This window comes from Streptomyces sp. NPDC088252, assembly GCF_044740965.1.
Lineage (GTDB): Bacteria > Actinomycetota > Actinomycetes > Streptomycetales > Streptomycetaceae > Streptomyces.
In genome coordinates, this window is record NZ_JBIURS010000003.1 from 1 (window position 1) to 21,305 (window position 21,305).

At 72.1% G+C, this 21,305-nt stretch carries 26 protein-coding genes; 5 read left to right on the top strand and 21 right to left on the bottom strand.

The window, feature by feature from the left end; translation table 11 throughout:
- Positions 1-130: 130 nt before the first annotated feature.
- On the bottom strand, positions 131-1,753 hold the full coding sequence (gene groL / locus ACIOHC_RS06840; protein ID WP_376279188.1) for a chaperonin GroEL: 1,623 nt from the start codon (positions 1,751-1,753) through the stop codon (positions 131-133).
- A gap of 100 nt (positions 1,754-1,853) precedes the next feature.
- The gene (gene groES, locus ACIOHC_RS06845; protein WP_093540722.1) at positions 1,854-2,162 is read right to left on the bottom strand and encodes a co-chaperone GroES; all 309 of its coding nucleotides are present in this window, start codon (positions 2,160-2,162) and stop codon (positions 1,854-1,856) included.
- Positions 2,163-2,514: 352 nt separating this feature from the next.
- On the opposite strand from groES, the gene ACIOHC_RS06850 reads away from it, so the two are divergent.
- Positions 2,515-2,997, top strand: coding sequence for a DUF6234 family protein (locus ACIOHC_RS06850; RefSeq protein ID WP_351077927.1), 483 nt, complete (start codon positions 2,515-2,517; stop codon positions 2,995-2,997).
- 214 nt (positions 2,998-3,211) lie between these two features.
- Here ACIOHC_RS06850 and ACIOHC_RS06855 read toward each other — a convergent pair whose 3' ends face one another.
- Entirely contained in the window at positions 3,212-4,204 is a 993-nt protein-coding gene (locus tag ACIOHC_RS06855; protein ID WP_401841773.1) for a polysaccharide deacetylase family protein, read from the bottom strand.
- A gap of 115 nt (positions 4,205-4,319) precedes the next feature.
- On the opposite strand from ACIOHC_RS06855, the gene ACIOHC_RS06860 reads away from it, so the two are divergent.
- Positions 4,320-5,573 (top strand): THUMP-like domain-containing protein, encoded by a 1,254-nt coding sequence (locus tag ACIOHC_RS06860; RefSeq protein ID WP_389636878.1) that lies wholly within the window; start codon positions 4,320-4,322, stop codon positions 5,571-5,573.
- Positions 5,574-5,589: 16 nt separating this feature from the next.
- On the opposite strand, the gene ACIOHC_RS06865 is transcribed toward ACIOHC_RS06860, so the two are convergent.
- Positions 5,590-5,955, bottom strand: coding sequence for a hypothetical protein (locus ACIOHC_RS06865; RefSeq protein WP_351077933.1), 366 nt, complete (start codon positions 5,953-5,955; stop codon positions 5,590-5,592).
- A 165-nt stretch (positions 5,956-6,120) separates the two neighbouring features.
- Positions 6,121-6,786, bottom strand: a complete 666-nt coding sequence (locus ACIOHC_RS06870) for a hypothetical protein (RefSeq protein ID WP_351077935.1) — start codon at positions 6,784-6,786, stop codon at positions 6,121-6,123.
- 95 nt (positions 6,787-6,881) lie between these two features.
- Between ACIOHC_RS06870 and ACIOHC_RS06875 the strand changes: the two genes are divergently transcribed.
- Complete coding sequence (locus tag ACIOHC_RS06875; protein ID WP_351077938.1) at positions 6,882-7,502, top strand: class I SAM-dependent methyltransferase; 621 nt, start codon at positions 6,882-6,884, stop codon at positions 7,500-7,502.
- 29 nt (positions 7,503-7,531) lie between these two features.
- Here the strand turns inward: ACIOHC_RS06875 and ACIOHC_RS06880 are convergent, their stop codons facing one another.
- The 4 genes from ACIOHC_RS06880 to ACIOHC_RS06895 form a co-directional block, all read right to left on the bottom strand.
- Positions 7,532-8,803, bottom strand: coding sequence for an RNA polymerase sigma factor (locus ACIOHC_RS06880; protein ID WP_389636879.1), 1,272 nt, complete (start codon positions 8,801-8,803; stop codon positions 7,532-7,534).
- A gap of 41 nt (positions 8,804-8,844) precedes the next feature.
- Positions 8,845-9,210 (bottom strand): YciI family protein, encoded by a 366-nt coding sequence (locus ACIOHC_RS06885; RefSeq protein WP_351077942.1) that lies wholly within the window; start codon positions 9,208-9,210, stop codon positions 8,845-8,847.
- 164 nt (positions 9,211-9,374) lie between these two features.
- Entirely contained in the window at positions 9,375-9,764 is a 390-nt protein-coding gene (locus tag ACIOHC_RS06890) for a hypothetical protein (RefSeq protein WP_401841778.1), read from the bottom strand.
- The gene (locus ACIOHC_RS06895; RefSeq protein ID WP_401841781.1) at positions 9,761-10,000 is read right to left on the bottom strand and encodes an MFS transporter; all 240 of its coding nucleotides are present in this window, start codon (positions 9,998-10,000) and stop codon (positions 9,761-9,763) included. Before ACIOHC_RS06895 ends, ACIOHC_RS06890 begins: the two co-directional genes overlap by 4 nt.
- A gap of 93 nt (positions 10,001-10,093) precedes the next feature.
- Between ACIOHC_RS06895 and ACIOHC_RS06900 the strand changes: the two genes are divergently transcribed.
- Positions 10,094-10,240, top strand: a complete 147-nt coding sequence (locus tag ACIOHC_RS06900) for a hypothetical protein (RefSeq protein WP_351078092.1) — start codon at positions 10,094-10,096, stop codon at positions 10,238-10,240.
- Between the two features lie 96 nt (positions 10,241-10,336).
- Here the strand turns inward: ACIOHC_RS06900 and ACIOHC_RS06905 are convergent, their stop codons facing one another.
- The 4 genes from ACIOHC_RS06905 to tsaB are packed head-to-tail and all read right to left on the bottom strand — an operon-like array spanning position 10,337 to position 12,874.
- Complete coding sequence (locus tag ACIOHC_RS06905) at positions 10,337-10,615, bottom strand: hypothetical protein (RefSeq protein ID WP_351077944.1); 279 nt, start codon at positions 10,613-10,615, stop codon at positions 10,337-10,339.
- Positions 10,612-11,712, bottom strand: a complete 1,101-nt coding sequence (tsaD, locus tag ACIOHC_RS06910) for a tRNA (adenosine(37)-N6)-threonylcarbamoyltransferase complex transferase subunit TsaD (RefSeq protein ID WP_391738866.1) — start codon at positions 11,710-11,712, stop codon at positions 10,612-10,614. Before tsaD ends, ACIOHC_RS06905 begins: the two co-directional genes overlap by 4 nt.
- Entirely contained in the window at positions 11,712-12,215 is a 504-nt protein-coding gene (rimI, locus tag ACIOHC_RS06915) for a ribosomal protein S18-alanine N-acetyltransferase (protein WP_365690025.1), read from the bottom strand. Before rimI ends, tsaD begins: the two co-directional genes overlap by 1 nt.
- A complete protein-coding gene (gene tsaB, locus ACIOHC_RS06920; RefSeq protein ID WP_351077951.1) occupies positions 12,212-12,874 on the bottom strand; it encodes a tRNA (adenosine(37)-N6)-threonylcarbamoyltransferase complex dimerization subunit type 1 TsaB in 663 nt (220 codons plus the stop codon). The genes rimI and tsaB overlap by 4 nt, the downstream gene beginning before the upstream one ends.
- Positions 12,875-13,020: 146 nt before the next feature.
- Here tsaB and ACIOHC_RS06925 point away from each other — a divergent pair, with 146 nt between their 5' ends.
- A complete protein-coding gene (locus ACIOHC_RS06925; RefSeq protein WP_389636882.1) occupies positions 13,021-13,587 on the top strand; it encodes a hypothetical protein in 567 nt (188 codons plus the stop codon).
- A 9-nt stretch (positions 13,588-13,596) separates the two neighbouring features.
- Here ACIOHC_RS06925 and ACIOHC_RS06930 read toward each other — a convergent pair whose 3' ends face one another.
- From ACIOHC_RS06930 to glmS, 8 genes are all read right to left on the bottom strand, one after another.
- Positions 13,597-13,815: a hypothetical protein gene (locus ACIOHC_RS06930; RefSeq protein WP_351077954.1), complete on the bottom strand. Its 219-nt coding sequence runs from the start codon at positions 13,813-13,815 to the stop codon at positions 13,597-13,599.
- A 131-nt stretch (positions 13,816-13,946) separates the two neighbouring features.
- A complete protein-coding gene (gene tsaE / locus ACIOHC_RS06935) occupies positions 13,947-14,477 on the bottom strand; it encodes a tRNA (adenosine(37)-N6)-threonylcarbamoyltransferase complex ATPase subunit type 1 TsaE (protein WP_351077957.1) in 531 nt (176 codons plus the stop codon).
- Positions 14,446-15,705, bottom strand: a complete 1,260-nt coding sequence (locus ACIOHC_RS06940) for an alpha/beta hydrolase (protein WP_351077960.1) — start codon at positions 15,703-15,705, stop codon at positions 14,446-14,448. Before ACIOHC_RS06940 ends, tsaE begins: the two co-directional genes overlap by 32 nt.
- A 93-nt stretch (positions 15,706-15,798) precedes the next feature.
- Positions 15,799-16,953 (bottom strand): alanine racemase, encoded by a 1,155-nt coding sequence (alr, locus tag ACIOHC_RS06945; protein ID WP_401841787.1) that lies wholly within the window; start codon positions 16,951-16,953, stop codon positions 15,799-15,801.
- A gap of 96 nt (positions 16,954-17,049) precedes the next feature.
- Positions 17,050-17,448 carry a DUF488 domain-containing protein gene (locus ACIOHC_RS06950; RefSeq protein ID WP_401841790.1) on the bottom strand — a complete coding sequence of 133 codons (399 nt, stop codon included), beginning with the start codon at positions 17,446-17,448 and terminating at the stop codon, positions 17,050-17,052.
- Positions 17,449-17,517: 69 nt separating this feature from the next.
- Positions 17,518-18,978: an NAD(P)H-hydrate dehydratase gene (locus ACIOHC_RS06955; protein WP_401841792.1), complete on the bottom strand. Its 1,461-nt coding sequence runs from the start codon at positions 18,976-18,978 to the stop codon at positions 17,518-17,520.
- A gap of 4 nt (positions 18,979-18,982) precedes the next feature.
- On the bottom strand, positions 18,983-19,351 hold the full coding sequence (locus ACIOHC_RS06960; protein ID WP_351077969.1) for a holo-ACP synthase: 369 nt from the start codon (positions 19,349-19,351) through the stop codon (positions 18,983-18,985).
- A 20-nt stretch (positions 19,352-19,371) separates the two neighbouring features.
- Positions 19,372-21,219, bottom strand: coding sequence for a glutamine--fructose-6-phosphate transaminase (isomerizing) (gene glmS, locus ACIOHC_RS06965; protein ID WP_376221400.1), 1,848 nt, complete (start codon positions 21,217-21,219; stop codon positions 19,372-19,374).
- Positions 21,220-21,305: the final 86 nt, after the last annotated feature.

The following is a 21,305-nucleotide window of genomic DNA, read 5'->3' on the forward strand; positions in this document are numbered from 1 at the left end:
CGCTCCCTCAACCCCGCAAGATCAACCCGCTCAACGCCCACGGTCCTCGCAACTCCCACAGATCGCGGGTGTTGCGAGGACCGTTAGAACCCAAGGGGTACCGGGCCTCGGTGCCGGGTGGCGCTACACGCTAGTGCGAGTGGCCGTGACCGTGACCGGCCTCGGCCTCTTCCTCGGCCGGCTTCTCGACGACCAGCGTCTCGGTCGTGAGCAGCAGCGACGCGATGGACGCGGCGTTCTCCAGCGCGGAACGGGTGACCTTGACCGGGTCGATGACGCCGGCCTTCACCAGGTCGCCGTACTCGCCGGTCGCGGCGTTGAAGCCCTGGCCCTTGTCGAGCTCGGCGACCTTCGAGGTGATGACGTAACCCTCAAGGCCCGCGTTCTCGGCGATCCAGCGCAGCGGCTCGACCGCGGCGCGGCGCACGACCGCGACACCGGTGGCCTCGTCGCCGGTCTTGCCGAGGTTGCCGTCGAGGACCTTGACGGCGTGGACGATGGCGGAGCCACCACCGGAGACGATGCCCTCCTCGACCGCGGCGCGGGTCGCGGAGATGGCGTCCTCCAGACGGTGCTTCTTCTCCTTCAGCTCCACCTCGGTGGCGGCACCGACACGGATCACGCACACGCCGCCGGCCAGCTTCGCGAGGCGCTCCTGGAGCTTCTCGCGGTCCCAGTCGGAGTCCGTGGCCTCGATCTCGGCCTTGATCTGGTTGACCCGGCCCTTGACGTCGCCGGGCTCGCCGCCGCCGTCCACGATCGTCGTGTCGTCCTTGGAGACGGTGACGCGGCGGGCGGTGCCCAGCACGTCCAGACCGGCCTGGTCGAGCTTGAGGCCGACCTCCTCGGCGATGACGGTCGCACCGGTGAGGGTGGCGATGTCGCCGAGCATGGCCTTGCGGCGGTCACCGAAGCCCGGGGCCTTCACCGCGACGGCGTTGAAGGTGCCACGGATCTTGTTGACGACGAGGGTCGACAGCGCCTCGCCCTCGACGTCCTCGGCGATGATCAGCAGCGGCTTGGAGCCACCGGCCTGGATGACCTTCTCCAGCAGCGGGAGCAGCTCCTGGATCGAGCCGATCTTGCCCTGGTGGATCAGGATGTACGGGTCGTCGAGGACGGCCTCCATACGCTCCTGGTCGGTCACCATGTACGGGGACAGGTAGCCCTTGTCGAAGGCCATGCCCTCGGTGAAGTCGAGGTCCAGACCGAAGGTGTTGGACTCCTCGACGGTGATGACACCGTCCTTGCCGACCTTGTCCATCGCGTCCGCGATGAGCTCGCCGACCTGCGGGTCCTGCGCGGAGAGCGCGGCGACGGCGGCGATGTCGGTCTTGTCGTCGATCGGACGGGCGGTCGCGAGGAGCTCCTCGGACACGGCCTTGACCGCGGCGTCGATGCCCTTCTTCAGGGCGGCCGGGGAAGCACCCGCGGCGACGTTGCGCAGCCCCTCGCGGACGAGCGCCTGGGCCAGCACGGTGGCGGTGGTCGTACCGTCACCCGCGACGTCGTTGGTCTTGGTCGCCACTTCCTTCACCAGCTGGGCGCCGAGGTTCTCGTACGGGTCGTCGAGCTCGACCTCGCGCGCGATGGTGACACCGTCGTTGGTGATGGTGGGAGCGCCGAACTTCTTGTCGATGACGACGTTGCGGCCCTTGGGGCCGATCGTCACCTTGACCGTGTCGGCAAGCTTGTTGACGCCGCGCTCAAGGGCGCGACGGGCGTCCTCGTCGAACTTCAGAATCTTCGCCATGGGAGCTGAGCTTTCCTCTCAAATGAACTGCGCCCCCGACCGCCCGGCTGGTTAGTTCGCAGGGGGCCAGGGGCGCAGAACAGAAGCAAACGTGGGTGAATTACTTCTCGATGATCGCGAGAACGTCGCGAGCCGAGAGGACGAGGTACTCCTCGCCGTTGTACTTCACCTCGGTGCCGCCGTACTTGCTGTACAGCACGACGTCGCCGGTCTTGACGTCGAGCGGCAGGCGCTCGCCGTTCTCGAAGCGGCCCGGGCCCACGGCCAGGACGACGCCCTCCTGGGGCTTCTCCTTGGCGGTGTCCGGAATGACCAGGCCGGAGGCCGTGGTCTGCTCGGCGTCGAGCGGCTGGACCACAATGCGGTCCTCGAGCGGCTTGATCGCAACCTTGGTGCTGGCGGTCGACACGATCCGGTCTCCCCCTTCGGAGATCTCACGGGGTTAAGAGTCTTTGGGTGGCGACCAGGTGGATCCGTCGTCGCGGGTGCCGGACCTGCCAGTCGCGCAGTACTGCTGGCACTCTCCAGTGGTGAGTGCCAGCACCGAGACTATGACCGGGATTAGCACTCGGTCAAGCGGAGTGCCAATTCAGCCAGTCGTGGCGTGCCGAGACCCCTGCCCGCCCCCGCCGCTCGCCACCCCCGCGCGGTCGACCGCACAACAGTCCGGACAACAGTCCGGACAACAGTCCGGACAACAGTCCGGACACCATGAGGACAACGCGGGGACGGACCGAACCGTTCCGTACGACCGTGGGTGCATGCCCGGACCTCCGTACGGCCCCCCGCCCCCGCCCTCGCCCCGCCCTTCGACCGCGCAGCACCACTCGCGCACCGTCAACGGCTGCCTCGACGTGCTGCTCGGTCTGCTGCTGGTGGCCCTGGAGGGGCTGATCTGCGCGGTCGCCGCCTACTCCCTGACGGTCTCGCGACTGGACCTCGGCGGCCGGGAGACGCCCGGTCCGCCGCCCATGGACTGGACGCCGGTCCTCGTCTTCGGCGGGTTCGCCGCGGTGGTCTCCCTGTTCGCCGTGGTCCTGATCCGCTCGAACTGGCCCTGGGCGGGTGGCATCCAGGTCCTGGCCGCACTGCTGCTGTGCCTGGCCACCGTGTTGACCGGGCACGAGGACTACCGCCGTTCGCACCCCGCACCGGCCCCCGCCCCCTCGTACGATCCCGGACGGTCCGGCCACCAGTGCCTCAGCGGCGGCGACAATCGCGAGTGCCTGGACTCCGGCGGCTGAGGGCAGGCGACGACGACCAGCGACCCCGGCGCCCCGTGATCGCCGTGCGGACGCGCCCGCGGGCCGGCCTCCGGCGCCGGCCGCGGCCGGGTCATCTTCTGCGCGGCCTTGCGGCCCAGCCGTTCGATCGGGTCCACCGACTGTGCGCACGCGGTGGTGGCGGTCAGCAGCGCACCTGCTGTCAGCAGTCCGGCGAGCAGCCGGTGCGCCCTTGTCATACGTAGTCCTCCAGCCGGGCCACGGCGTACCCCTTGTCCGTGATGGTCTTCATGACCGCCCGGACCAGGTCGGTCATGCCGGCTCCCCACTCCTTCCGGCCCCGGAAGTGCGTGAGGATGATGTCGCCGGGGTGCAGGTCCTGGTCCCCCTCGCGCCATTCCATGTGGTCCGGGAACGCTTCCGCGTTCCAGAGCGGCACGGCCTTGATGCCGCAGGACTTCGCGATGCGCAGCGTGTCCCCGTTGTAGTTGCCGTACGGCGGACGGAAGAGGGTGGGACGCTTTCCGAACCGCTTCTCGATGATGTCCTGCTGGTCGCAGATCTCGCGCTTCTGCTCGCTGTGGGAGAGGCCGGGCAGATAGGGGTGGTTGAGCGTGTGATTGTTGAGGGACACGCCCAGTCGCTGCGCCTCGCCGAAGTACCCGTAGTTGTCGCGCACCTCGTAGTCGCTGAGGAACGCGCTGTACGGGATGTCCAGCTCGTCCATCATCCGCAGCAGCTCGGGGTCCTTCTCGGAACCGTCGTCCATCGTCAGGAAGACGACCCGGTCCTTGGTCGGGACGGTGGTGAACACCGGCGGCAGCGAGTCGTCGCCGCCCTTGACCTCGAACCCCTCCCGGGTGGTGAGGTGCGGCTTCACCCCGGGCGGCGGGGGTGCGACCAGCGGTGGCCCGTCCAGTCCCCATTTCTTCGCGAGGGCCGCCCGCACGGCCGGGGCGAGCCTCGCGTTCTCATGGGATCCGGCGGGTGCGCGGCCCTGTTCGGCCGCCTGCCCGGGGCCCGCCTTCTGTCCGGGACCGCCCGGGTGTCCGGCGGAGGGTCGGGCCCGGTGCTCGGTGTCCGCGTCGCCCCGGCCGCCGGTCCCGGACGCGCAGCCCGAGCCGACCGCGGCGAGCAGGAGTGCGGCCAGGACCACGCGGGCCGAGCGATGCCCGCCGGAAGCCCGGCGCGCACCGATGTCGAACGTGCCCGATTCTCGCCTTTCCATGTTTAATTCTTCCTTTTGTCGCATAAGCAATACGGCGTCGCATCCTGCCAGCCCGTGAGGGGCCCCGGGGTCCGACACCGCCGCCGGGTCCGCCGGTCAACCCGGCTGGCTCACAATGGGACGGGTGAACGCTCTCGCCCCGAACGACCCGCCCGACGCCCCCGGCCCGTCCGACGCCGACGACCCGCTCGCCGCCTTCATGGCCTTGCGCACCCCGGAGGGCTCGGCGCTGCTGGACGGGCTGCGCTCGTACGACCCCGCCCAGGAGCTCGCCACCGCCACCCGGCTGCGCCGCACCCACCCGGCCTCCCTGGTGTCGGCCGCGCTGGGGCAGGCGCGACTGCGGCAGCGGGCGGTGGCGAAATTCGGTGCCGAGGACGCGTACCGGATGTTCTTCACGCCGAACGGCGTCGAGCAGGCGACCCGCACCTCGGTGGCCACCCATCGCGCGCGGCGGTTCGTGGAGGCGGGGGTGCGGAGCGTCGCCGATCTCTGCTGCGGGATCGGCGGCGACGCGATCGCGCTCGCGCGGGCGGGCATCTCGGTCCTGGCCGTGGACCGCGATCCGCTGACCGCCGAGGTGGCCCGCGCCAACGCCGCCGCGCTCGGTCTGGACGGTCTGATCGAGGTGCGCCGCGCCGACGTCACCGGGATCGACACCTCGCCGTACGACGCGGTCTTCGTCGATCCGGCGCGGCGCGGTGGCAGGGGCAGGATCTTCGACCCCGAGGCGTACTCGCCGCCGCTCTCCTGGGCGACCGGCGCGGCGCTCGGGGCCCCGCACGCCGCGCTGAAGATCGCCCCCGGCATCCCGCACGAGGCGATCCCGGCGCGGGCCGAGGCCGAGTGGATCTCGGACGGCGGCGATGTGAAGGAGGCGGTGCTCTGGTTCGGCGAGGGCTTCACGGCCGGTTCGTACCGCGCCACCGTGCTGCCGGCCGGTGCCGCCCTGTGGTCGGCGGCCTCGCTGCCCGCCCCGCCCGTCGGCCCGGTCGGCCGCTATCTGTACGAGCCGGACGGCGCCGTCATCCGCGCCCATCTGGTCGCCGACATCGTGGCGCGGTGCGACGGCCGCCTGATCGACGAGACCATCGCGTACATCACGAGCGACGCGCCGTACGACTCCCCGTACACCACCGGGTACGAGATCACCGACCGGCTGCCGTTCAACATGAAGAGGCTGAAGGCGCTGCTGCGGGAGCGGAAGGTCGGCGTCCTGACGGTGAAGAAGCGTGGCTCCGCCGTCGAGCCGGAGGAACTGCGGCGCAGGATGAAGCTCCAGGGACCGAACGCCGCGACGGTCTTCCTGACCCGGGTGGCCGGAGCACCGACGATGCTGGTCGGCCACCCGCTGACCGGTCCCGCCTGACCGGCGGGACCGGCCGTCAGGCCAGGTCGGTCAGGTCCTCGGCGTACACCTGGGAGAGCGGCTGAGGACCCACGTACTGCTGGCAGTTGCACTGGCCCGCCTCGAAACGGACCGGCTTCTTGGCCTCGTCCCAGGCCGTCGGCACCTCGACCCGTTCATGGCACCTGCCCCGCTTGTCGTGCTTGGCGAGATGGTGCGTGCAGCCGCAGACCGGCTCCGGCGGCTTGTGGGCCGCTTCGACGGCCAGCCGCTCCTGCCTGGCCGCCTCCAGCAGCTCCAGCTTGCGGCTGTGCCGGTTGCGCAGCGCGGTACGGACGTTGTCGACGGCCCATCCGAAGCCGCCCGTCCAGAAGATGATGAGCACCCACCAGTACCACTCCATGCGACACTCCTCCCCCTGCGTGACTCATGTATCCGGCCAGGATAGGTCCGGGCCCACGCCCTCGCCCACGCTTGGCGGCGGGAGAAGGAGCGTCGTCCGGAGCCTTCGAATCCAAGGCGGAAGCCCCGGACGCCGCGACACCGCCGACCATCGCGGGCGAGGTCGTCAGCGGTGCGCGCCGCCCCCGGCGGAGAACAGCGGCTCCGGGGCGGGCGCCCCTACCAGTACCCGCAGCACCCAACGGCGGTGGGCGAAGGCCTTGGTGACGCCGATCAGTCCGACGAGCCAGCAGGTCATCCCGAGTCCCATGAACAGGGCGGCGAGGCCGAAACCGCCCCGGACCGCCTTGTCGGTCGCCGGGACCGCGATGCAGGTGTACAGCCCGAGCACGCACAGCGCGAAGGACGACAGCAGCCAGACGAGGCTGACGCCCGGCATCCTCAACCGCGCGTCGCGCACCGGATCGCGGTCCAACCCGCCCCAGGCGGAGAGCAGTCGGCGGATGTCGCGGTCGCGGCGCAGCCCGATGACGACGAGGACGACCGCGGGCACCGCGCAGCAGGCACCCATTCCGGCGAGGATCACGGCGAGCACGGCGCTGAAGATGTCGTAGGTCTCCTCGAACGTGATGAGCGCCGCGCTCACCAGCGACCAGCCGACCGCGCAGAGCACCCCCCACAGCCACAGCGTCGCCAGTCGCGCCGGTGAGACATGCCTCTTCACCAACTCCCCCAGCACCACGGCCCGGTCGGTGAGCAGCGCCTCACGGTCGGGCCAGGAACGTATCTCCACGGGCGGTGGGGGCGGCGGCAGTTGTGCGCGGCTGAACATGGGCCAGACCCTATCGACCGTGGGAACCTGCCGACGGCACGGTGCGTCGGGGCCGCCGGGGTGCCATGCTGGGAAGGGACATACGGAGGTTCACGATGGGGTTCTATGCCGAACGGATCGTGCCTCGGATCGCCGATGCCGCCGGCCGCTCGAAGGCGGTCGAGCCGCTGCGGCGCCGGGTCTGCGAAGGCCTGTACGGCGAGATCATCGAGATCGGGTTCGGCTCCGGGCACAACGTCCCGTTCTACCCGGAGGCCGTCACCGACGTGGCCGCGGTCGAGCCGTCCGATCTCGGCTGGAAGCTGGCACGGAACCGCATCGACGCGGGGCACGCCCTGGTGCGGCGCGCCTGCCTGGACAGTCAGTACCTGCCGTTCGAGGACAACACCTTCGACGGCGCCCTGTCGACGTGGGCGCTGTGCACCATCCCCGACGCCGACGCGGCGCTGCGCGAGGTGCGGCGGGTCCTCAAACCCGGTGCGACCCTGCACTTCCTGGAGCACGGGCTCGCGCCGGAGGAGGACGAGGACGTACGCCGCTGGCAGCGCCGCCTCGATCCACTGGAGCGGCGGCTCTTCGGCGGGTGCCATCTGACCCGGCCGATCCCCGAGATGCTGACGGCCGCGGGGTTCACGATCGTCGATCTCGACGTGTTCTACGCGAAGGGCGCCCCGAAGCCGATGGCGGCCGACTCGATGGGGGTCGCAGCCCCCTGACCGGCGTGGCCCGGCGCGGCGCCCGGAACTCATCGCCCGGCGCGGTCCGGGTGGGCGGCGCGGTCCAGCAGCAGCTCGCGTTCGCGTGCGTTGCGGGTCAGTCCGGCCGCCTGTACGAACTCCGCCCGTGCCTCGTCCGTACGGCCCATCCTGGCCAGCAGCTCCCCGCGGACGCTGGGCAGCAGGTGGTAGCTCGCGAGCGCCGGATCGCCGGCCAGGGCGTCAACCAGGGCGAGGCCGGCCGCGGGGCCCTCGGCCATCGAGACCGCGACGGCCCGGTTGAGCTCGACGACCGGGGACGGCGCGATCGCGGCGAGGCGGTCGTAGAGGGCGGCGATGGTGCTCCAGTCCGTGTCCTCGTACGTCACCGCCCGTGCGTGGCAGGCGGCGATCGCCGCCTGCACGGTGTACGGACCGAGCCCGGTGCCCTCCTCCGTCGCCGCCACGGCCCGTTCCAGGGCCGCGATGCCGCGCCGGATCAGCAGGTGGTCCCAGCGGGCCCGGTTCTGGTCGGCCAGCAGCACCGGCGCGCCGTCCGGCCCGGTCCTGGCGGCGGTGCGCGAGGCCTGGAGTTCCAGCAGCGCCGCCAGGCCGTGGACCTCCGGCTCCCGTTCCATCAGGGCGGCCAGCCCCCGGGCCAGCCGCAGCGCGTCCTCGCACAGCGCCGGCCGCAGCCAGTCGTCGCCCGCGGTCGCGGCGTACCCCTCGTTGAAGATCAGGTAGATGACGTCGAGCACGGAGGCGAGGCGGGCGGCACGCTCGGGTCCGTACGGCACCTCGAAGGGGACGCCCTCCCGGCCCAGGGTCCGCTTCGCCCGGACGATGCGCTGGGCGACGGTCGGTTCGGGGGCCAGGAACGCGCGGGCGATCTCTTCGGTGGTCAGTCCGCCGAGCAGCCGCAGGGTGAGGGCGATCCGGGCCTCGGTGGACAGCACCGGATGGCAGGCGGTGAAGATCAGCCGGAGCAGATCGTCGTCGATGTCGTCCGCTTCCGCGGGCTCGGGCGGTGGCACGTCCTCCAGGGTCCGCCCCACCTCGGCGAGCTTGCGCGCGTACGTCTCCTTGCGGCGTACGAGATCGATCGCGCGGTGTCCGGCGGTGGCCATGAGCCAGGCGCCCGGCCGGTCCGGGACACCTGACTCCGGCCACTGTTCCAGCGCGGCCACCAGGGCGTCCTGCGCGAGTTCCTCGGCGATGCCCACGTCCCGCACGATGCGGGTGACACCTGCGATGATCCGCGCGGACTCGATCCTGAAGACCGCCTCGACCGCCGTCCTCGCACTTGCTGCCGTCACGGTCACTCATCAGAGCAGCGGTACGGGGGCGCGGCAAACCGGGCCGGTCAGACGCCCGGGGCCTCGTCGATCTGCCGGACCTCGGAGGTGACGGTCCAGCTCTCCGGGTGGATCTGCAGGAACCGCTTGGTCCATTCCAGGGCTTCGGCCTTGTCCTTGACCTGGAGGATGGCGTATCCGCCGACGACCTCCTTGGTCTCGGTGAAGGGGCCGTCCGTGCAGCTGAGCCTGCCGCCGGACCAAGTGACCCTGGTGCCCTGGGAGGTCGGGGTGAGTCCGGCCGTCTCCAGCATGACCCCGGCCTTGGTGATCTCCTCGAACAGCGCGCCCATGCGCTTCTCGAACTCGGGGCCCGGGTTCTCGGAGGGGATGTTCTGCTCGTCGATGCGGATCAGCGACATGAAGCGGGGCATGGTGACTCCTCAGTCGGAAGGGGCGGGGTCCTTCCCCGCCTCTCACCCTTGCGTCGAACGGGAGACACCCGGATCGACAGCTCCCCCGGAATTCTTCTGAGAATCTTCCGGAGCGGCCACCGGGGCGGCCGCCGCAGCGGTCCGTTCCGGTGGCGGGAGCGGCATCAGGGCCACCAGCACCGCGAGCGCGAGCAGCCCGGCACAGAACCAGAACGCCGCCGCGTACCCCGCCGCCGGATCGGCCGGCCGGCCCCGTCACCGGTGACCCGCGCGGCGACGGTGACCAGAACCGCGAGCCCCAGCGAGCCGCCCACCTGGCGGGAGCTGTTCAGCAGCCCGGAGGCCATTCCCGCCTCGTCGGGCGCGACATCGGTCGTGGCCGCGGTGCCGAGCGGCACGAAGCACATCCCGATGCCGATGCTGCAGACCAGGGACGGGCCGAGGATCGAGTACAGGAAGCCGCCGTCCGCCCGCGCCGTCGCGGCGAACCCGGCGAGGCCGAGCGCGGCGAGGCCACCGCCCGCCGCCAGCAGCCGCCGGGTGCCGAGCGTCACGACCGTACGGGTGGCGACGGCCGAGCCCGCGACGACGCCCGCCCTCCGGCCAGACTCGCCGCCCCGAACAGCGCCAGGCCCATCGCCAGGACCCGGCTGCTGCCGATCAGGTCGGCGAGACGTCCACCGAGCATCAACAGCCCGCCGAACGCCAGCGCGTAGGCGTTCACCACCCAGAGGAGCGCCTCCGGGGTGGAGCCGAGATCGCGGCGCACGTCCGGCAGCGCGACGTTCACGTCCGACGCCGCTATGTCTACGGCGCCCTGGTCTTCCTCAGGGCGACCGAACGCCGTGCGGAGAACCCGTCGCGCGGACGGTACTTCCCCGAGATGATCACCGAGGAGGACGCGGCCGCGCTGCCCAGGCTCGCGGCGGTCAAGGACCGGTGGCGCGAGTACAGCGCCGCCAGCGACACGGCCGAGGAGCTCGACGCGATCGTCGAGGGGCTGATCAGCCGAGGGACTGCCCACGGCTGAGAAATCGCCCACGACCGAGGGCCTCCCGCGCCCCGGCCGAAATCCCTCCACCGAAGGGCTCGCCCCGCCCCGGGTGCTCCCCCCGTCCGTGAGCCTCTACGACCCCAGGGACTCGAAGCGCCAGCGATGCACCGGCCGGGTGATCAACTCGGCGGCCGGTTCGGGTAGTTCGGGCAGCTCGTCGCCGTAGGCCGCCGCCCACCAGGTGATGACCAGGACCCGGTCCTGCGGGGCGCGCAACAGCTCGCGCCGCAGCGGCTCGCGGGCCAGCTCGGCCGCGCGGGCGCGCGCCCACTCCAGGAGTTCGGGGCCTCTGCCGTCGACGGCGCGGGCCTCCCACATCAGCGCGACGGTCGTACCGCCCGTGGCACTCATGAGTACAGGTTGTCTTTGCTGATCTCGTGCACGTGGTCGTGGTCGTGCGCGTGGACACCGGGGACGTGGGTGTCGGTCACCGGCAGCGACGAGTCCGCGGACAGCTCCAGGTCCGAGGCCGGCCTGCCCCGGGCCACCATCTCCGCGCCCAGCGCCGCGACCATCGCCCCGTTGTCCGTGCACAGCCCCGGCCGCGGCACCCGCAGCCGGATGCCGGCCCGCTCGCACCGCTCCTCGGCCAGCGCCCGCAGCCGCGAGTTGGCCGCGACGCCGCCGCCGATCATCAGGTGGTCGACGCCCTCGTCCTTGCAGGCCCGGACGGCCTTGCGGGTGAGCACGTCCACGACGGCCTCCTGGAAGGACGCCGCCACGTCCCTCACCGGCACCTCCTCGCCCGCCGCCCGCTTGGCCTCGATCCAGCGGGCCACCGAGGTCTTCAGACCGGAGAAGGAGAAGTCGTACGCGGGGTCGCGCGAGCCGCTCAGACCGCGCGGGAACGCGATCGCCTTCGGATCGCCCTCCCTCGCCAGCCGGTCGATGACCGGACCGCCGGGGAAGCCGAGATCCAGCACCCGGGCGATCTTGTCGAAGGCCTCGCCCGCCGCGTCGTCGATGGTCGCGCCCAGCGGCCGTACGTCATGGGTGATGTCGGGCGCGAGGAGCAGCGAGGAGTGGCCGCCGCTGACCAGCAGCGCCATCGTCGGCTCGGGCAGCGGACCGTGCTCCAGCTGGTCGACGCAGATGTGCGAGGCGAGGTGGTTCACCCCGTAGAGCGGCTTGTTCAGCGCGTACGCGTACGCCTTGGCGGCCGAGACGCCGACGAGCAGCGCGCCCGCGAGTCCAGGACCCGCGGTGACGGAGATGCCGTCGAGGTCGCGGGCGCTGATCCCGGCCTCCTTCAGGGCGCGCTCGATGGTGGGGACCATCGCCTCCAGGTGCGCCCGCGAGGCGATCTCCGGGACGACACCGCCGAAGCGGGCGTGCGTGTCGACGCTGGACGCCACGGCGTCCGCCAGCAGCGTCGTACCGCGGACGATGCCGACGCCGGTCTCGTCGCAGGAGGTCTCGATGCCGAGTACGAGCGGTTCGTCAGCCATCAGTCAGTCTCTGTCTCTTGTACGGGCTCTTGCACCGTCAGGCGCATGACGAGTGCGTCGATGTTGCCCGGCTGGTAGTAGCCGCGGCGGAAGCCGATCGGTTCGAAGCCGAAGCGTTCGTACAGCTTCTGCGCCCGGGTGTTGTCGACGCGGACTTCGAGGAGCACCTCGGCGCACTCGAAGGCCGTGGCGTGCTTCAGCAGATCGCCGAGGAGTTCGGAGCCGAGGCCGCCGCCCCAGTGGTCACGGGTGACACCGATGGTCTGTACGTCGGCGAGGTCACCGGCCGCGGCGAGCCCGGCGTAGCCGACGATCCGGCCGGTCACGGGATCCTCGGCGACGACGTAGCGACGGGTGGCCCGCGCGCCGCGGGAGTGCGCCAGCTCGGACCAGAACATGCCGGCCGACCAGGCGTCGTCCGGGAACAGCTCGTGTTCGAGCTCCAGCACCGGATCGATGTCCCACCAGCGCATCTCGCGCAGTACGGCAGTCGTGCTCGTCACTTGGGGGTGACCACCTTGTAGTTCTTCGGAACCTGGGCGTCGGGCCTGCGGAGGTAGAGCGGCCGCGGCGGCAGCAGTTCCGCGCCCGCGGCCAGGCGCTCGGCGGCGAGGGCCGCCAGCGCACCGGCACTGACGTGCTCCGGGCCGCGGGCGTCCGGGAACGCCTCCGGGTAGAGCACGGCGCCCGCGCCGACGACGGGAAGTCCGGCGAGCGGCTCGGCGATGTCGGCGGGCCGGTCGACGGCGGGCTCCGTGGCACGCGTACGGAAGTCCTCGTATCTCGCCCAGTACACCTCCTTGCGGCGGGCGTCCGTGGCGACGGCGAAGGGTCCTTCCAGACCGTCCCGCCCGGCGGCGTAGGCGAGACCGTCGAGGGTGCACAGCCCGTGCACGGGCACGGAGAGGGCGGAGCCGAAGGTCGCGGCCGTGACCAGGCCGACCCGCAGCCCGGTGTACGGGCCGGGGCCGACGCCGACGACCACGTCCGTCACGGCGTCGAGTTTCACCCCGGCCTCGGCGAGGACCCGGTCGACGGCGGGCAGCAGCAGCTCCCCGTGCCTCCGGGCGTCGACCTGACCGGACTCGGCGACGACGGAGTTTCCGTCGTGAAGGGCGACGGTGACGGCGGGGGTGGCGGTATCCACGGCGAGCAAGAGCACGCAAACAGCCTACGGCTCCTGCGACGGGGGCACGGCGTCCCGTCCGGCGTCCCGGTACGACCTGCACCGGCTGCTACCGTCACCGTGTACACGCGAGTACGACGTAAACGCTTGTACTACATACGGAAGCGAAAGGGGCGCGCACGGTGGCTAGGGGCAGCTCGGGAATCGTGGCCGGGCTCACCGCGGCGGCTCTCGCCGTGGTCGGTTTCCTGGCCTACCAGGCATCGGCGAACGCTCCCGATTCCGTCGCCGTGCCCAAGCCGAAGGTCTCCAGCAGCGCCCCTGCCGCCGGCCATGACAAGCCGAAGGAGAAGAAGAAGTCTCCGCCCGCGCTCCCGGCCGGCTCCGGTACCGGCAAGCGCGTGGTGTACGCCCTGGGGGACCGTCAGGTGTGGCTCGTCGACGAGGCCGGGAAGGTGACCCGGACCTTCGAGGTCATGCCGAGCGCACTGAACCCGCTGCCCGGGAAGTACCTGGTGGGTACGCGTTCGGGTCCCGCCGGCAGGGGCTCGGACGGCGTGACGATCGAGCACGTGGTGCGGTTCGCGATGGTGGACGGCGTGTCCGTCGGATTCAGTGCGGCGGTGGACGGCTCGATGGAGAGCCCGGACCCGTCGCTGAAGACGGGCGGCGTGCGGATGTCCCGGACCGACGGGGACGCGGTGTGGGAGTTCGCGACCGTACGCACGCCGGTGGTCGTCGTCCCGTAACCCGCGGGTTCAGCCGGCCCGGCGTCCCTGGGCGGATTCGACCGGTTCCGCGTCGGGGTCCGTTTCCGCGTCCGTTGCCGCGTCCGTTTCCGTGTCATCCGCGGGACGGGCGGTGTCCTGGTCCGCGGACGGCGCGGGCGGGGTCGAGACCGCCGTGGCCGCGGCGCAGGCCGACAGCAGGTCTCTCATCGATGGCGGCGGCACTTCACGGTCGGCGGACGTCGTCATGGATGCCTCCTGAGGCTCCGGCGGAAGGCATGGTTAGGCAGACCTAACCCGCTCTCACCATCCATGTGACCACGCCCGCCCCGCCCGGCGCAACAATGTACCGACACACTGTCGGAAAGCGCGTCCCGCGCTCAGACCTCGCCCAGCCCCGACCAGCGGGCCCCGATCCCGACCAGCGTCACCTCGCGCCGTTCGTCGTCCGTGTCACCGACCGCGCGGTGGATCACCACCTGCAGCCGGTCGTCCGAAAGCTCCTCGACCTTGCCGTCGCCCCACTCCACGACCACGACCGACTCCGGCAGCGACACGTCGAGGTCCAGGTCCTCCATCTCGTCGAGCCCGCCGCCCAGGCGGTACGCGTCGACGTGGACCAGCGCGGGACCGCCGGTCAGCGACGGATGGACACGGGCGATCACGAAGGTGGGCGAGGTCACGGCGCCGCGCACCCCGAGGCCCTCGCCGAGCCCCCGGGTCAGCGTCGTCTTCCCGGCGCCGAGCTCACCGGTGAGCATCACGAGGTCGCCGGGGCGCAGGACAGCGGCGATCCGGCGGCCGAGGGCCTGCATCTGTTCGGGGGATTCGACGGCCAGGCGCACGGTGACGGTGCCCGGCGTGGCGCCTTCGTCTGGCTCAGCCGTCAGGCTGTTGTGCGGTGCTTCCATGCCCGCCAACGTTAGCCGCTGACGGCACCGCTCCGACGCGTACCAGCAGGTCCGCCAGCCGGTCCGTCACCGTCTCCGGGTGTTCCAGCATCACCAGATGACCGGCGTCCGGGACGATGACCAGCTCCGCCTCCGGGAGCTGGTCCGCGATGGCCTCGCTGTGCGAGCTGGGCGTCACCAGGTCCTTGTCGCCCGCCAGGATCAGCACCGGGAGGTCACGGAAGGCGGGCAGGACGTGGCTCTTGTCGTGTTCGGTGAAGGCCGGGTAGAACTCGGCGACCACATCGATCGGGGTGGACTCGATGAGCCGCTCGGCGAACCGTTCGACCGCCGGGTCCACGTCCCGCGAGCCGAACGAGTACCGCTTGATCAGACCGGCGAAGAGATCGGCGGTCGCCCGGCGGCCCCGTTCCACCAGTTCGGCCTGGGAGCCGAGCGCCCTGAGCACCCCCGGCAGCACCCTTCGCACCGCGTTCACACCCGCGATCGGCAGCCCGAAACTGACCTCGCCCAGCTTCCCGCTCGATGTGCCGACGAAGGCCACGGCGGCGACCCGGTCCCGGATGAGCTGGGGGTACTGCTCGGCGAGCGCCATCATCGTCATGCCGCCCATCGAGTGCCCGACCAGCACCAGCCGCCCTTCCGGGGCGGCCGCGTCGATGACCGCCTTCAGATCCCGGCCGAGCTGGTCGATGCCGACCGTCACCCCGTCCGCCTGGGCCCGGCCCCGCTCGGAGCGGCCGTGGCTGCGCTGGTCCCAGTGGACGGTACGGACCAGACCGCGCAGCGCCGCCCGCTGGAAGTGCCAGGAGTCCTGGTTGAGGCAGTAGCCGTGGCTGAAGACCACCGTGACGGGCGCGGGCGCCTTGCGGCCGAAGAGCCGGCGGCGGCGCGTACCGGCCCCGGTGGCGGTCGTGCCCTCGCCGCCCGGACCGGTCCCCGCACCGCCGTCCGGCTCGACCTCGTCGATCTCGTAGTACAGCTCGGTGCCGTCGTCGGCCGTGGCCCGGCCGGGCAGTCCGCGCAGCGAGCCGTACGGCCCCGAGGCATCGAGCGCCAGCCTGGCCCTCCTGCGCATGCCCCGGCCCACGGTCAGCCGCTCGACCGCGACGCCCGCGGCGGCTCCGGCCGCGACCACACCTATGGCGGCCCCGGCGAACCCCGCCCGGCGCCAGCCGACCGCCGTGGCGGCGTCCGTCACCGCGTCCCCCGCGCTGATCTCGCTCACCGTGCCGCGCTCCTCGTCGGTCGTATCCGTCAGGTCAGGGCTGGTCTGTTCCAGTCGTGCTCAGATCGTGCCTGGTCAGGGGAGCTTGATCGGTCAGGACTCGGCCGGGGTGCCATGCAGATGGACGCGCGGCACACGGGTGCCGATCCGGGTGACGATCTCGTACGCGATCGTGTCGGCGGCCTGCGCCCAGTCCTCGGCGCTCGGCTCGCCCCGGTCCCCGGGGCCGAAGAGCACCGCCTCGCTGCCCACCTCGATCTCGTCCCCGTCGAGGTCGACGACGAACTGGTCCATGGCCACCCGGCCCGCGATCCTCCGCCGCACGCCACCGACCAGGACGGGCGCGCGGCCGGAGGCATGGCGCGGGATGCCGTCCGCGTAGCCGACCGGCACCAGGCCCAGGGTCGTCTCGGCGGAGGTGGTGTAGTGGTGTCCGTAACTGATCCCGTGACCGGCCGGCACCTGCTTGACCAGGGCGATCGACGCGACGAGCGTCATGACGGGACGCAGTCCGAAGTCGGCCGGGGTGCCGAGCTCGGGGCTGGGCGAGATGCCGTACATCGCGATCCCGGTCCGTACCAGATCGAAGTGCGCCTCGGGGATCATCAGCGTCGCCGGGGAGTTGGCCATGTGGCGCACCTCGGGGTCGACGCCCTCCTTCTCCGCGTACGCGACCATGTCCCGGAACACGTTCAGCTGAGCGGCGATGGAGGGGTGGCCCGGCTCGTCGGCACAGGCGAAGTGGGACCAGAGGCCGGTGATCCTGACCGTGCCCGCGTCCTCGGCGGCGCGGGCGGCGGCGACGAGCTCGGGCCAGTCGGCGGGCTGACAGCCGTTGCGTCCGAGGCCGGTGTCGGCCTTGAGCTGGACACGGGCCGGGATGCCGGCCTCCGTGGCCGCGGCGACGACCTCGCGCAGGGCCCACATCCCGCTCACCGACACGTCGATGTCGGCCTCGATCGCCTCGCGCCAGGGACCGCCCGGTGTCCACAGCCAGCACATCACCCGGCCGCCGAGCCCGGCGGCCCGCAGCGCGAGCGCCTCCTGCGGAGTCGCGGTGCCCAGCCAGGTCGCCCCGGCCTCCAGCGCGGCGCGGGCGCAGGGCACCGCGCCGTGGCCGTACGCGTCGGATTTGACGACGGCCATGAGTTGCGCCCCGGCCGCCCGCGCGCGCAGTTCACGCACATTGGCGCGCAATGCGGCGAGGTCGATCTCGGCACGGGCTCTCAAGGACGCTGTCTCGTTCATCGCGCCCAGTCTCTCAGAGGCGTGCGGCGGGCCCTGCGGGCGGCGGGTCGGGCAGGGGCCGTCACCTGGGACGTCCGCTGTGCCGCAGGGGCCATCTCAGCGCCGGCGCAGCTCGTGTTCCAGGTGGTCGACGAGGACCGGGACATGGCTGTGCGGTACGTCCTTGACCGCCGTGACGAGCGTCACCGGGCCGCCCTCGTGGACCAGTTCCACCAACTCGTCGACGGCCGCCGTGTGGACGGGGTCGGCCAGTTCGGCGCGGTAGCGGTCGACGAACTCGTCGAAGCGGGTGCCGGTGCGGTCCTCGTGGTACCAGGCACGGAGCTCGTTCGACGGGGTGACGTCCTTGAGCCACCTGTCGATCCCGGCCCGGTCCTTGGCCAGGCCGCGCGGCCAGAGCCGGTCGATGAGGACACGGGTGCCGTCGCCGTCCTCCTGCGGGTCGTACACCCGGCGTACGCGCACGTCGGTACCGCTGCCCTTGCTGGTGCCCACGATCGGCCTCCTGTCGGCGTCCGCCCGCCGTCGCCCCCTGCTGCCGGTGCTGTCTGCGCCCAGGATCACTCAGGCCCGTACGTCCCGCCATGCCGCCGGGATCGCCTCGGCGACGTCCTGCGCGGCGACGGGGGCGCCGTCCGCGGCGTGGCGGGCGGCCAGGCCGTGCAGATACGCGCCGACCGACGCGGCGTCGCGCGGGGCGAGGCCCGCCGCCAGCAGGGAGCCCGTGAGGCCGGAGAGGACGTCGCCGCTGCCGGCCGTGGCCAGCCAGGAGGTGCCGGTCGCGTTGACCCGTACGGGAGTGTGCGCGGTGTCGGTGGCGACCAGGGTCGTCGACCCCTTGAGCAGGACCGTGGCGCGGTGGCGGGCGGCCAGTTCCCGTACGGCGGCGAGCCGCCCCGCCTCGACCTCCCCGCGCGGGACGCCGAGCAGGGCCGCCGCCTCACCGGCGTGCGGGGTGAGGACGGTCGGCGCGGTGCGCGCGCGTACGGCGGCGGCGTCGAGCAGCCGCAGCCCGTCCGCGTCGACGAGCACCGGGACATCCGTCTCCAGCACGTCACGGACCGCCTCGACGGCCTCCGCGCCGTCACCGAGCCCCGGCCCGACGACCCATGCCTGCACCCGTCCCGCCTTCGACGGCGGGCCCTCGTGGACCAGCGTCTCCGGATGGCGGGCGATCACCGCGTCCGCGCCCGGACCGACGTACCGCACCGCCCCCGCGCCGCCCCGCAGCGCCCCCGAGACGGCCAGCACCGCCGCCCCCGGATACCGCGCCGACCCGGCGACGATGCCCACGACGCCCCGCCGGTACTTGTCGCTCTCGCTCGCGGGCACCGGCAGGAGCGCGGCGACGTCCGCGTACTGCAGCGCCTCCAGGTCGGGTACGTCCGGCAGCTCCGGCCCGAGCCCGATGTCGACCAGGTGCAGCGCGCCCGCCAGGCCGGCGGCCGGGTCGACGAGCAGCCCCGGCTTGTACGTGCCGAAGGTGACGGTGGCGTCGGCCCGCACCGCCTCGCCGGCCACCTCGCCGGAGTCGGCCTCGACCCCGCTGGGCAGGTCGACGGCGACGAAGGCCGCGCCGGTCGCCTCGAAGGCCCGCACCAGCGCGGCGGCGTCCGGGCGCAGACCGCCGCGCCCGCCGATGCCGGTGATCCCGTCCACGACGAGATCGATGTGCCCGCCCCAGGCGCTCGTCGCCGCGTCGCCCTCCGCCACGCGCCCGCCCGCCGCCAGCAGCGCCGCGAGCCCGCCCTCGTGGGCGCGGCCGGGCGAGGTGAGCACGGCGCGCACGCCCGCGCCGCGGCGGGCCAGCCGGGCGCCCGCGTACAGCGCGTCGCCCCCGTTGTCGCCGCTGCCGACGAGCAGGACGACCCGGGCCCCGTACACCCGTCCGCGCCGGCGCAGCACATCGCCGCAGGCCGCCGCGAGGCCCGCCGCGGCGCGCTGCATCAGGGCGCCCTCGGGGAGCCGGTCCATCAGGGCGCGCTCGGCGGCCCGTACGGTCTGAACGCTGTACGCGGTTCGCATGTGCTCAACCCTCCGCGATCACCACGGCCGACGCCACCCCCGCGTCATGGCTGAGCGACACGTGCCAGTTCCGTACCCCCAGTTCGGCCGCGCGCGCGGCGACGGTGCCGCTGACCCGCAGCCGGGGCTGTCCGCTGTCCTCGACGTACACCTCGGCGTCCGTCCAGAGCAGACCGCCCGGCGCGCCGAGCGCCTTCGCGAGAGCCTCCTTGGCGGCGAACCGCACGGCGAGCGAGGCGATGCCGCGCCGCTCGCCGCTGGGCAGCAGCAACTCGCTCTCCACGAAGAGCCGGTCGGCCAGGTGCGGCGTACGCTCCATCGCCGCGTCGAACCGTTCGATCTCGGCCACATCGATCCCGACCCCGATGATCACGCATGTTCCTTCACTGCTCGCTACTCCACGGTCACGGACTTCGCCAGATTGCGCGGCTGGTCCACGTCGTTGCCGCGGGCCGTCGCCAGCTCGCAGGCGAAGACCTGCAGCGGCACGGTCGACACCAGCGGCTGAAGCAGCGTAGGCGTAACGGGAATCCTGATGAGGTGGTCGGCGTACGGCACGACCGCCTCGTCGCCCTCCTCGGCGATGACGACGGTGCGGGCGCCGCGGGCCCGGATCTCCTGGATGTTCGACACGATCTTGTCGTGCAGCACCGACCGGCCGCGCGGCGAGGGCACGATCACGACCACGGGCAGATCGTCCTCGATGAGCGCGATCGGCCCGTGCTTGAGCTCGCCCGCGGCGAACCCCTCGGCGTGCATGTACGCGAGTTCCTTGAGCTTCAACGCGCCTTCCAGGGCCACGGGATAGCCGACGTGGCGGCCCAGGAAGAGCACGGTGTCGTGGTCGGCGAGGGAGCGGGCCAGCGCGCGAACGGGCTCCATGGTCTCCAGGACCCGTTCCACCGCCCCGGAGATCTCGGAGAGCTGGCGGATGACGGTCCGGATCTCGTCGCCCCATTTCGTGCCGCGGAGCTGGCCGAGGTACAGGGCGACGAGGTAGCACGCGACGAGTTGGGTGAGGAAGGCCTTGGTGGAGGCGACGGCGACCTCGGGCCCGGCGTGCGTGTAGAGCACGGCGTCGGACTCCCTCGGGATGGTGGAGCCGTTCGTGTTGCAGATGGCCAGGACCTTCGCGCCCTGTTCGCGGGCGTGCCGCAGGGCCATCAGGGTGTCCATGGTCTCGCCGGACTGGGAGATCGCGACGACGAGGGTGCGGTGGTCGAGGATCGGATCGCGGTAGCGGAACTCGCTGGCCAGCTCGGTCTCGCAGGGAATACGGGTCCAGTGCTCGATGGCGTACTTGGCGATCATCCCGGCGTGGAACGCGGTGCCGCAGGCGACGATCACGACCTTGTCGACCTCGCGGAGCTCGCGGGGGGTGATCCGTACCTCGTCGAGGTGGAGCGTCCCCGCGCCGTCGATCCGTCCGAGGAGGGTGTCGGCGACCGCCTTGGGCTGGTCCTCGATCTCCTTGAGCATGAAGGAGGCGTGGCCGCCCTTCTCGGCGGCGGAGACGTCCCAGTCCACGTGGTACTCGCGGACGTCGGCGGGCCGCCCGTCGAAGTCGGTGACGGTCACGCCCTCCCGCCGCAACTCCACCACCTGGTCCTGTCCCAGCTCGATCGCGGAGCGGGTGTGCGCGATGAACGCGGCCACGTCGGAGGCCAGGAACGACTCGCCCTCCCCCACCCCGACCACGAGCGGCGAGTTGCGCCGGGCCCCGACCACCGCGTCGGGCGCGTCCGCGTGCACGGCCACCAGGGTGAAGGCGCCCTCCAGGCGCCGGCACACCTGGCGCATCGCCTCGGCCAGGTCCGCGCAGGACGAGAACGCCTCGGCGAGGAGATGGGCGACGACCTCGGTGTCGGTCTCGGAGGCCAGATCGTGGCCGCGCTCGGCGAGTTCGGCGCGCAGCACGGCGAAGTTCTCGATGATCCCGTTGTGCACGACGGCGACGCGGCCGGCGTTGTCGAGGTGCGGGTGGGCGTTGGCATCGGTGGGGGCACCGTGGGTGGCCCAGCGGGTGTGGCCGATTCCGGTGGTCCCGGCCGGGAGCGGCGCCTCGGCCAGCGACTTCTCCAGATTGACGAGCTTGCCCGCCTTCTTCGCGGCGGCCAGACCGCCGTCCGCGAGGACGGAGATGCCCGCCGAGTCGTAGCCCCGGTATTCGAGGCGCTTCAGGCCCGCGACGACGACGTCCTGCGCCGACTGCCCACCGACGTATCCGACGATTCCGCACATACCGTTCCCTTCCTGATCGCTCTCCCCTCTTCCTCGCATCGTCGCAGAAGGTGAACGGAGCGGCAGAAATCAAGACGGAACGACGG

What these genes read in the sequence shown, in the direction of transcription:
- ACIOHC_RS06930 (WP_351077954.1), bottom strand. Translation starts at nt 13,815, where the DNA reads ATGACGACGTCCGCCGACCGTGAAGTGCCGCCGCCATCGATGAGAGAC.
- ACIOHC_RS06900 (WP_351078092.1), top strand. Translation starts at nt 10,094, where the DNA reads ATGATCACCGAGGAGGACGCGGCCGCGCTGCCCAGGCTCGCGGCGGTC.
- tsaD (WP_391738866.1), bottom strand. Translation starts at nt 11,712, where the DNA reads ATGGCTGACGAACCGCTCGTACTCGGCATCGAGACCTCCTGCGACGAG.
- glmS (WP_376221400.1), bottom strand. Translation starts at nt 21,219, where the DNA reads ATGTGCGGAATCGTCGGATACGTCGGTGGGCAGTCGGCGCAGGACGTC.
- ACIOHC_RS06955 (WP_401841792.1), bottom strand. Translation starts at nt 18,978, where the DNA reads ATGCGAACCGCGTACAGCGTTCAGACCGTACGGGCCGCCGAGCGCGCC.
- tsaE (WP_351077957.1), bottom strand. Translation starts at nt 14,477, where the DNA reads ATGGAAGCACCGCACAACAGCCTGACGGCTGAGCCAGACGAAGGCGCC.
- ACIOHC_RS06855 (WP_401841773.1), bottom strand. Translation starts at nt 4,204, where the DNA reads ATGGAAAGGCGAGAATCGGGCACGTTCGACATCGGTGCGCGCCGGGCT.
- ACIOHC_RS06885 (WP_351077942.1), bottom strand. Translation starts at nt 9,210, where the DNA reads ATGCCCCGCTTCATGTCGCTGATCCGCATCGACGAGCAGAACATCCCC.
- groL (WP_376279188.1), bottom strand. Translation starts at nt 1,753, where the DNA reads ATGGCGAAGATTCTGAAGTTCGACGAGGACGCCCGTCGCGCCCTTGAG.
- ACIOHC_RS06850 (WP_351077927.1), top strand. Translation starts at nt 2,515, where the DNA reads ATGCCCGGACCTCCGTACGGCCCCCCGCCCCCGCCCTCGCCCCGCCCT.
- ACIOHC_RS06870 (WP_351077935.1), bottom strand. Translation starts at nt 6,786, where the DNA reads ATGTTCAGCCGCGCACAACTGCCGCCGCCCCCACCGCCCGTGGAGATA.
- alr (WP_401841787.1), bottom strand. Translation starts at nt 16,953, where the DNA reads ATGAACGAGACAGCGTCCTTGAGAGCCCGTGCCGAGATCGACCTCGCC.
- ACIOHC_RS06875 (WP_351077938.1), top strand. Translation starts at nt 6,882, where the DNA reads ATGGGGTTCTATGCCGAACGGATCGTGCCTCGGATCGCCGATGCCGCC.
- ACIOHC_RS06860 (WP_389636878.1), top strand. Translation starts at nt 4,320, where the DNA reads ATGGGACGGGTGAACGCTCTCGCCCCGAACGACCCGCCCGACGCCCCC.
- ACIOHC_RS06865 (WP_351077933.1), bottom strand. Translation starts at nt 5,955, where the DNA reads ATGGAGTGGTACTGGTGGGTGCTCATCATCTTCTGGACGGGCGGCTTC.
- ACIOHC_RS06905 (WP_351077944.1), bottom strand. Translation starts at nt 10,615, where the DNA reads ATGAGTGCCACGGGCGGTACGACCGTCGCGCTGATGTGGGAGGCCCGC.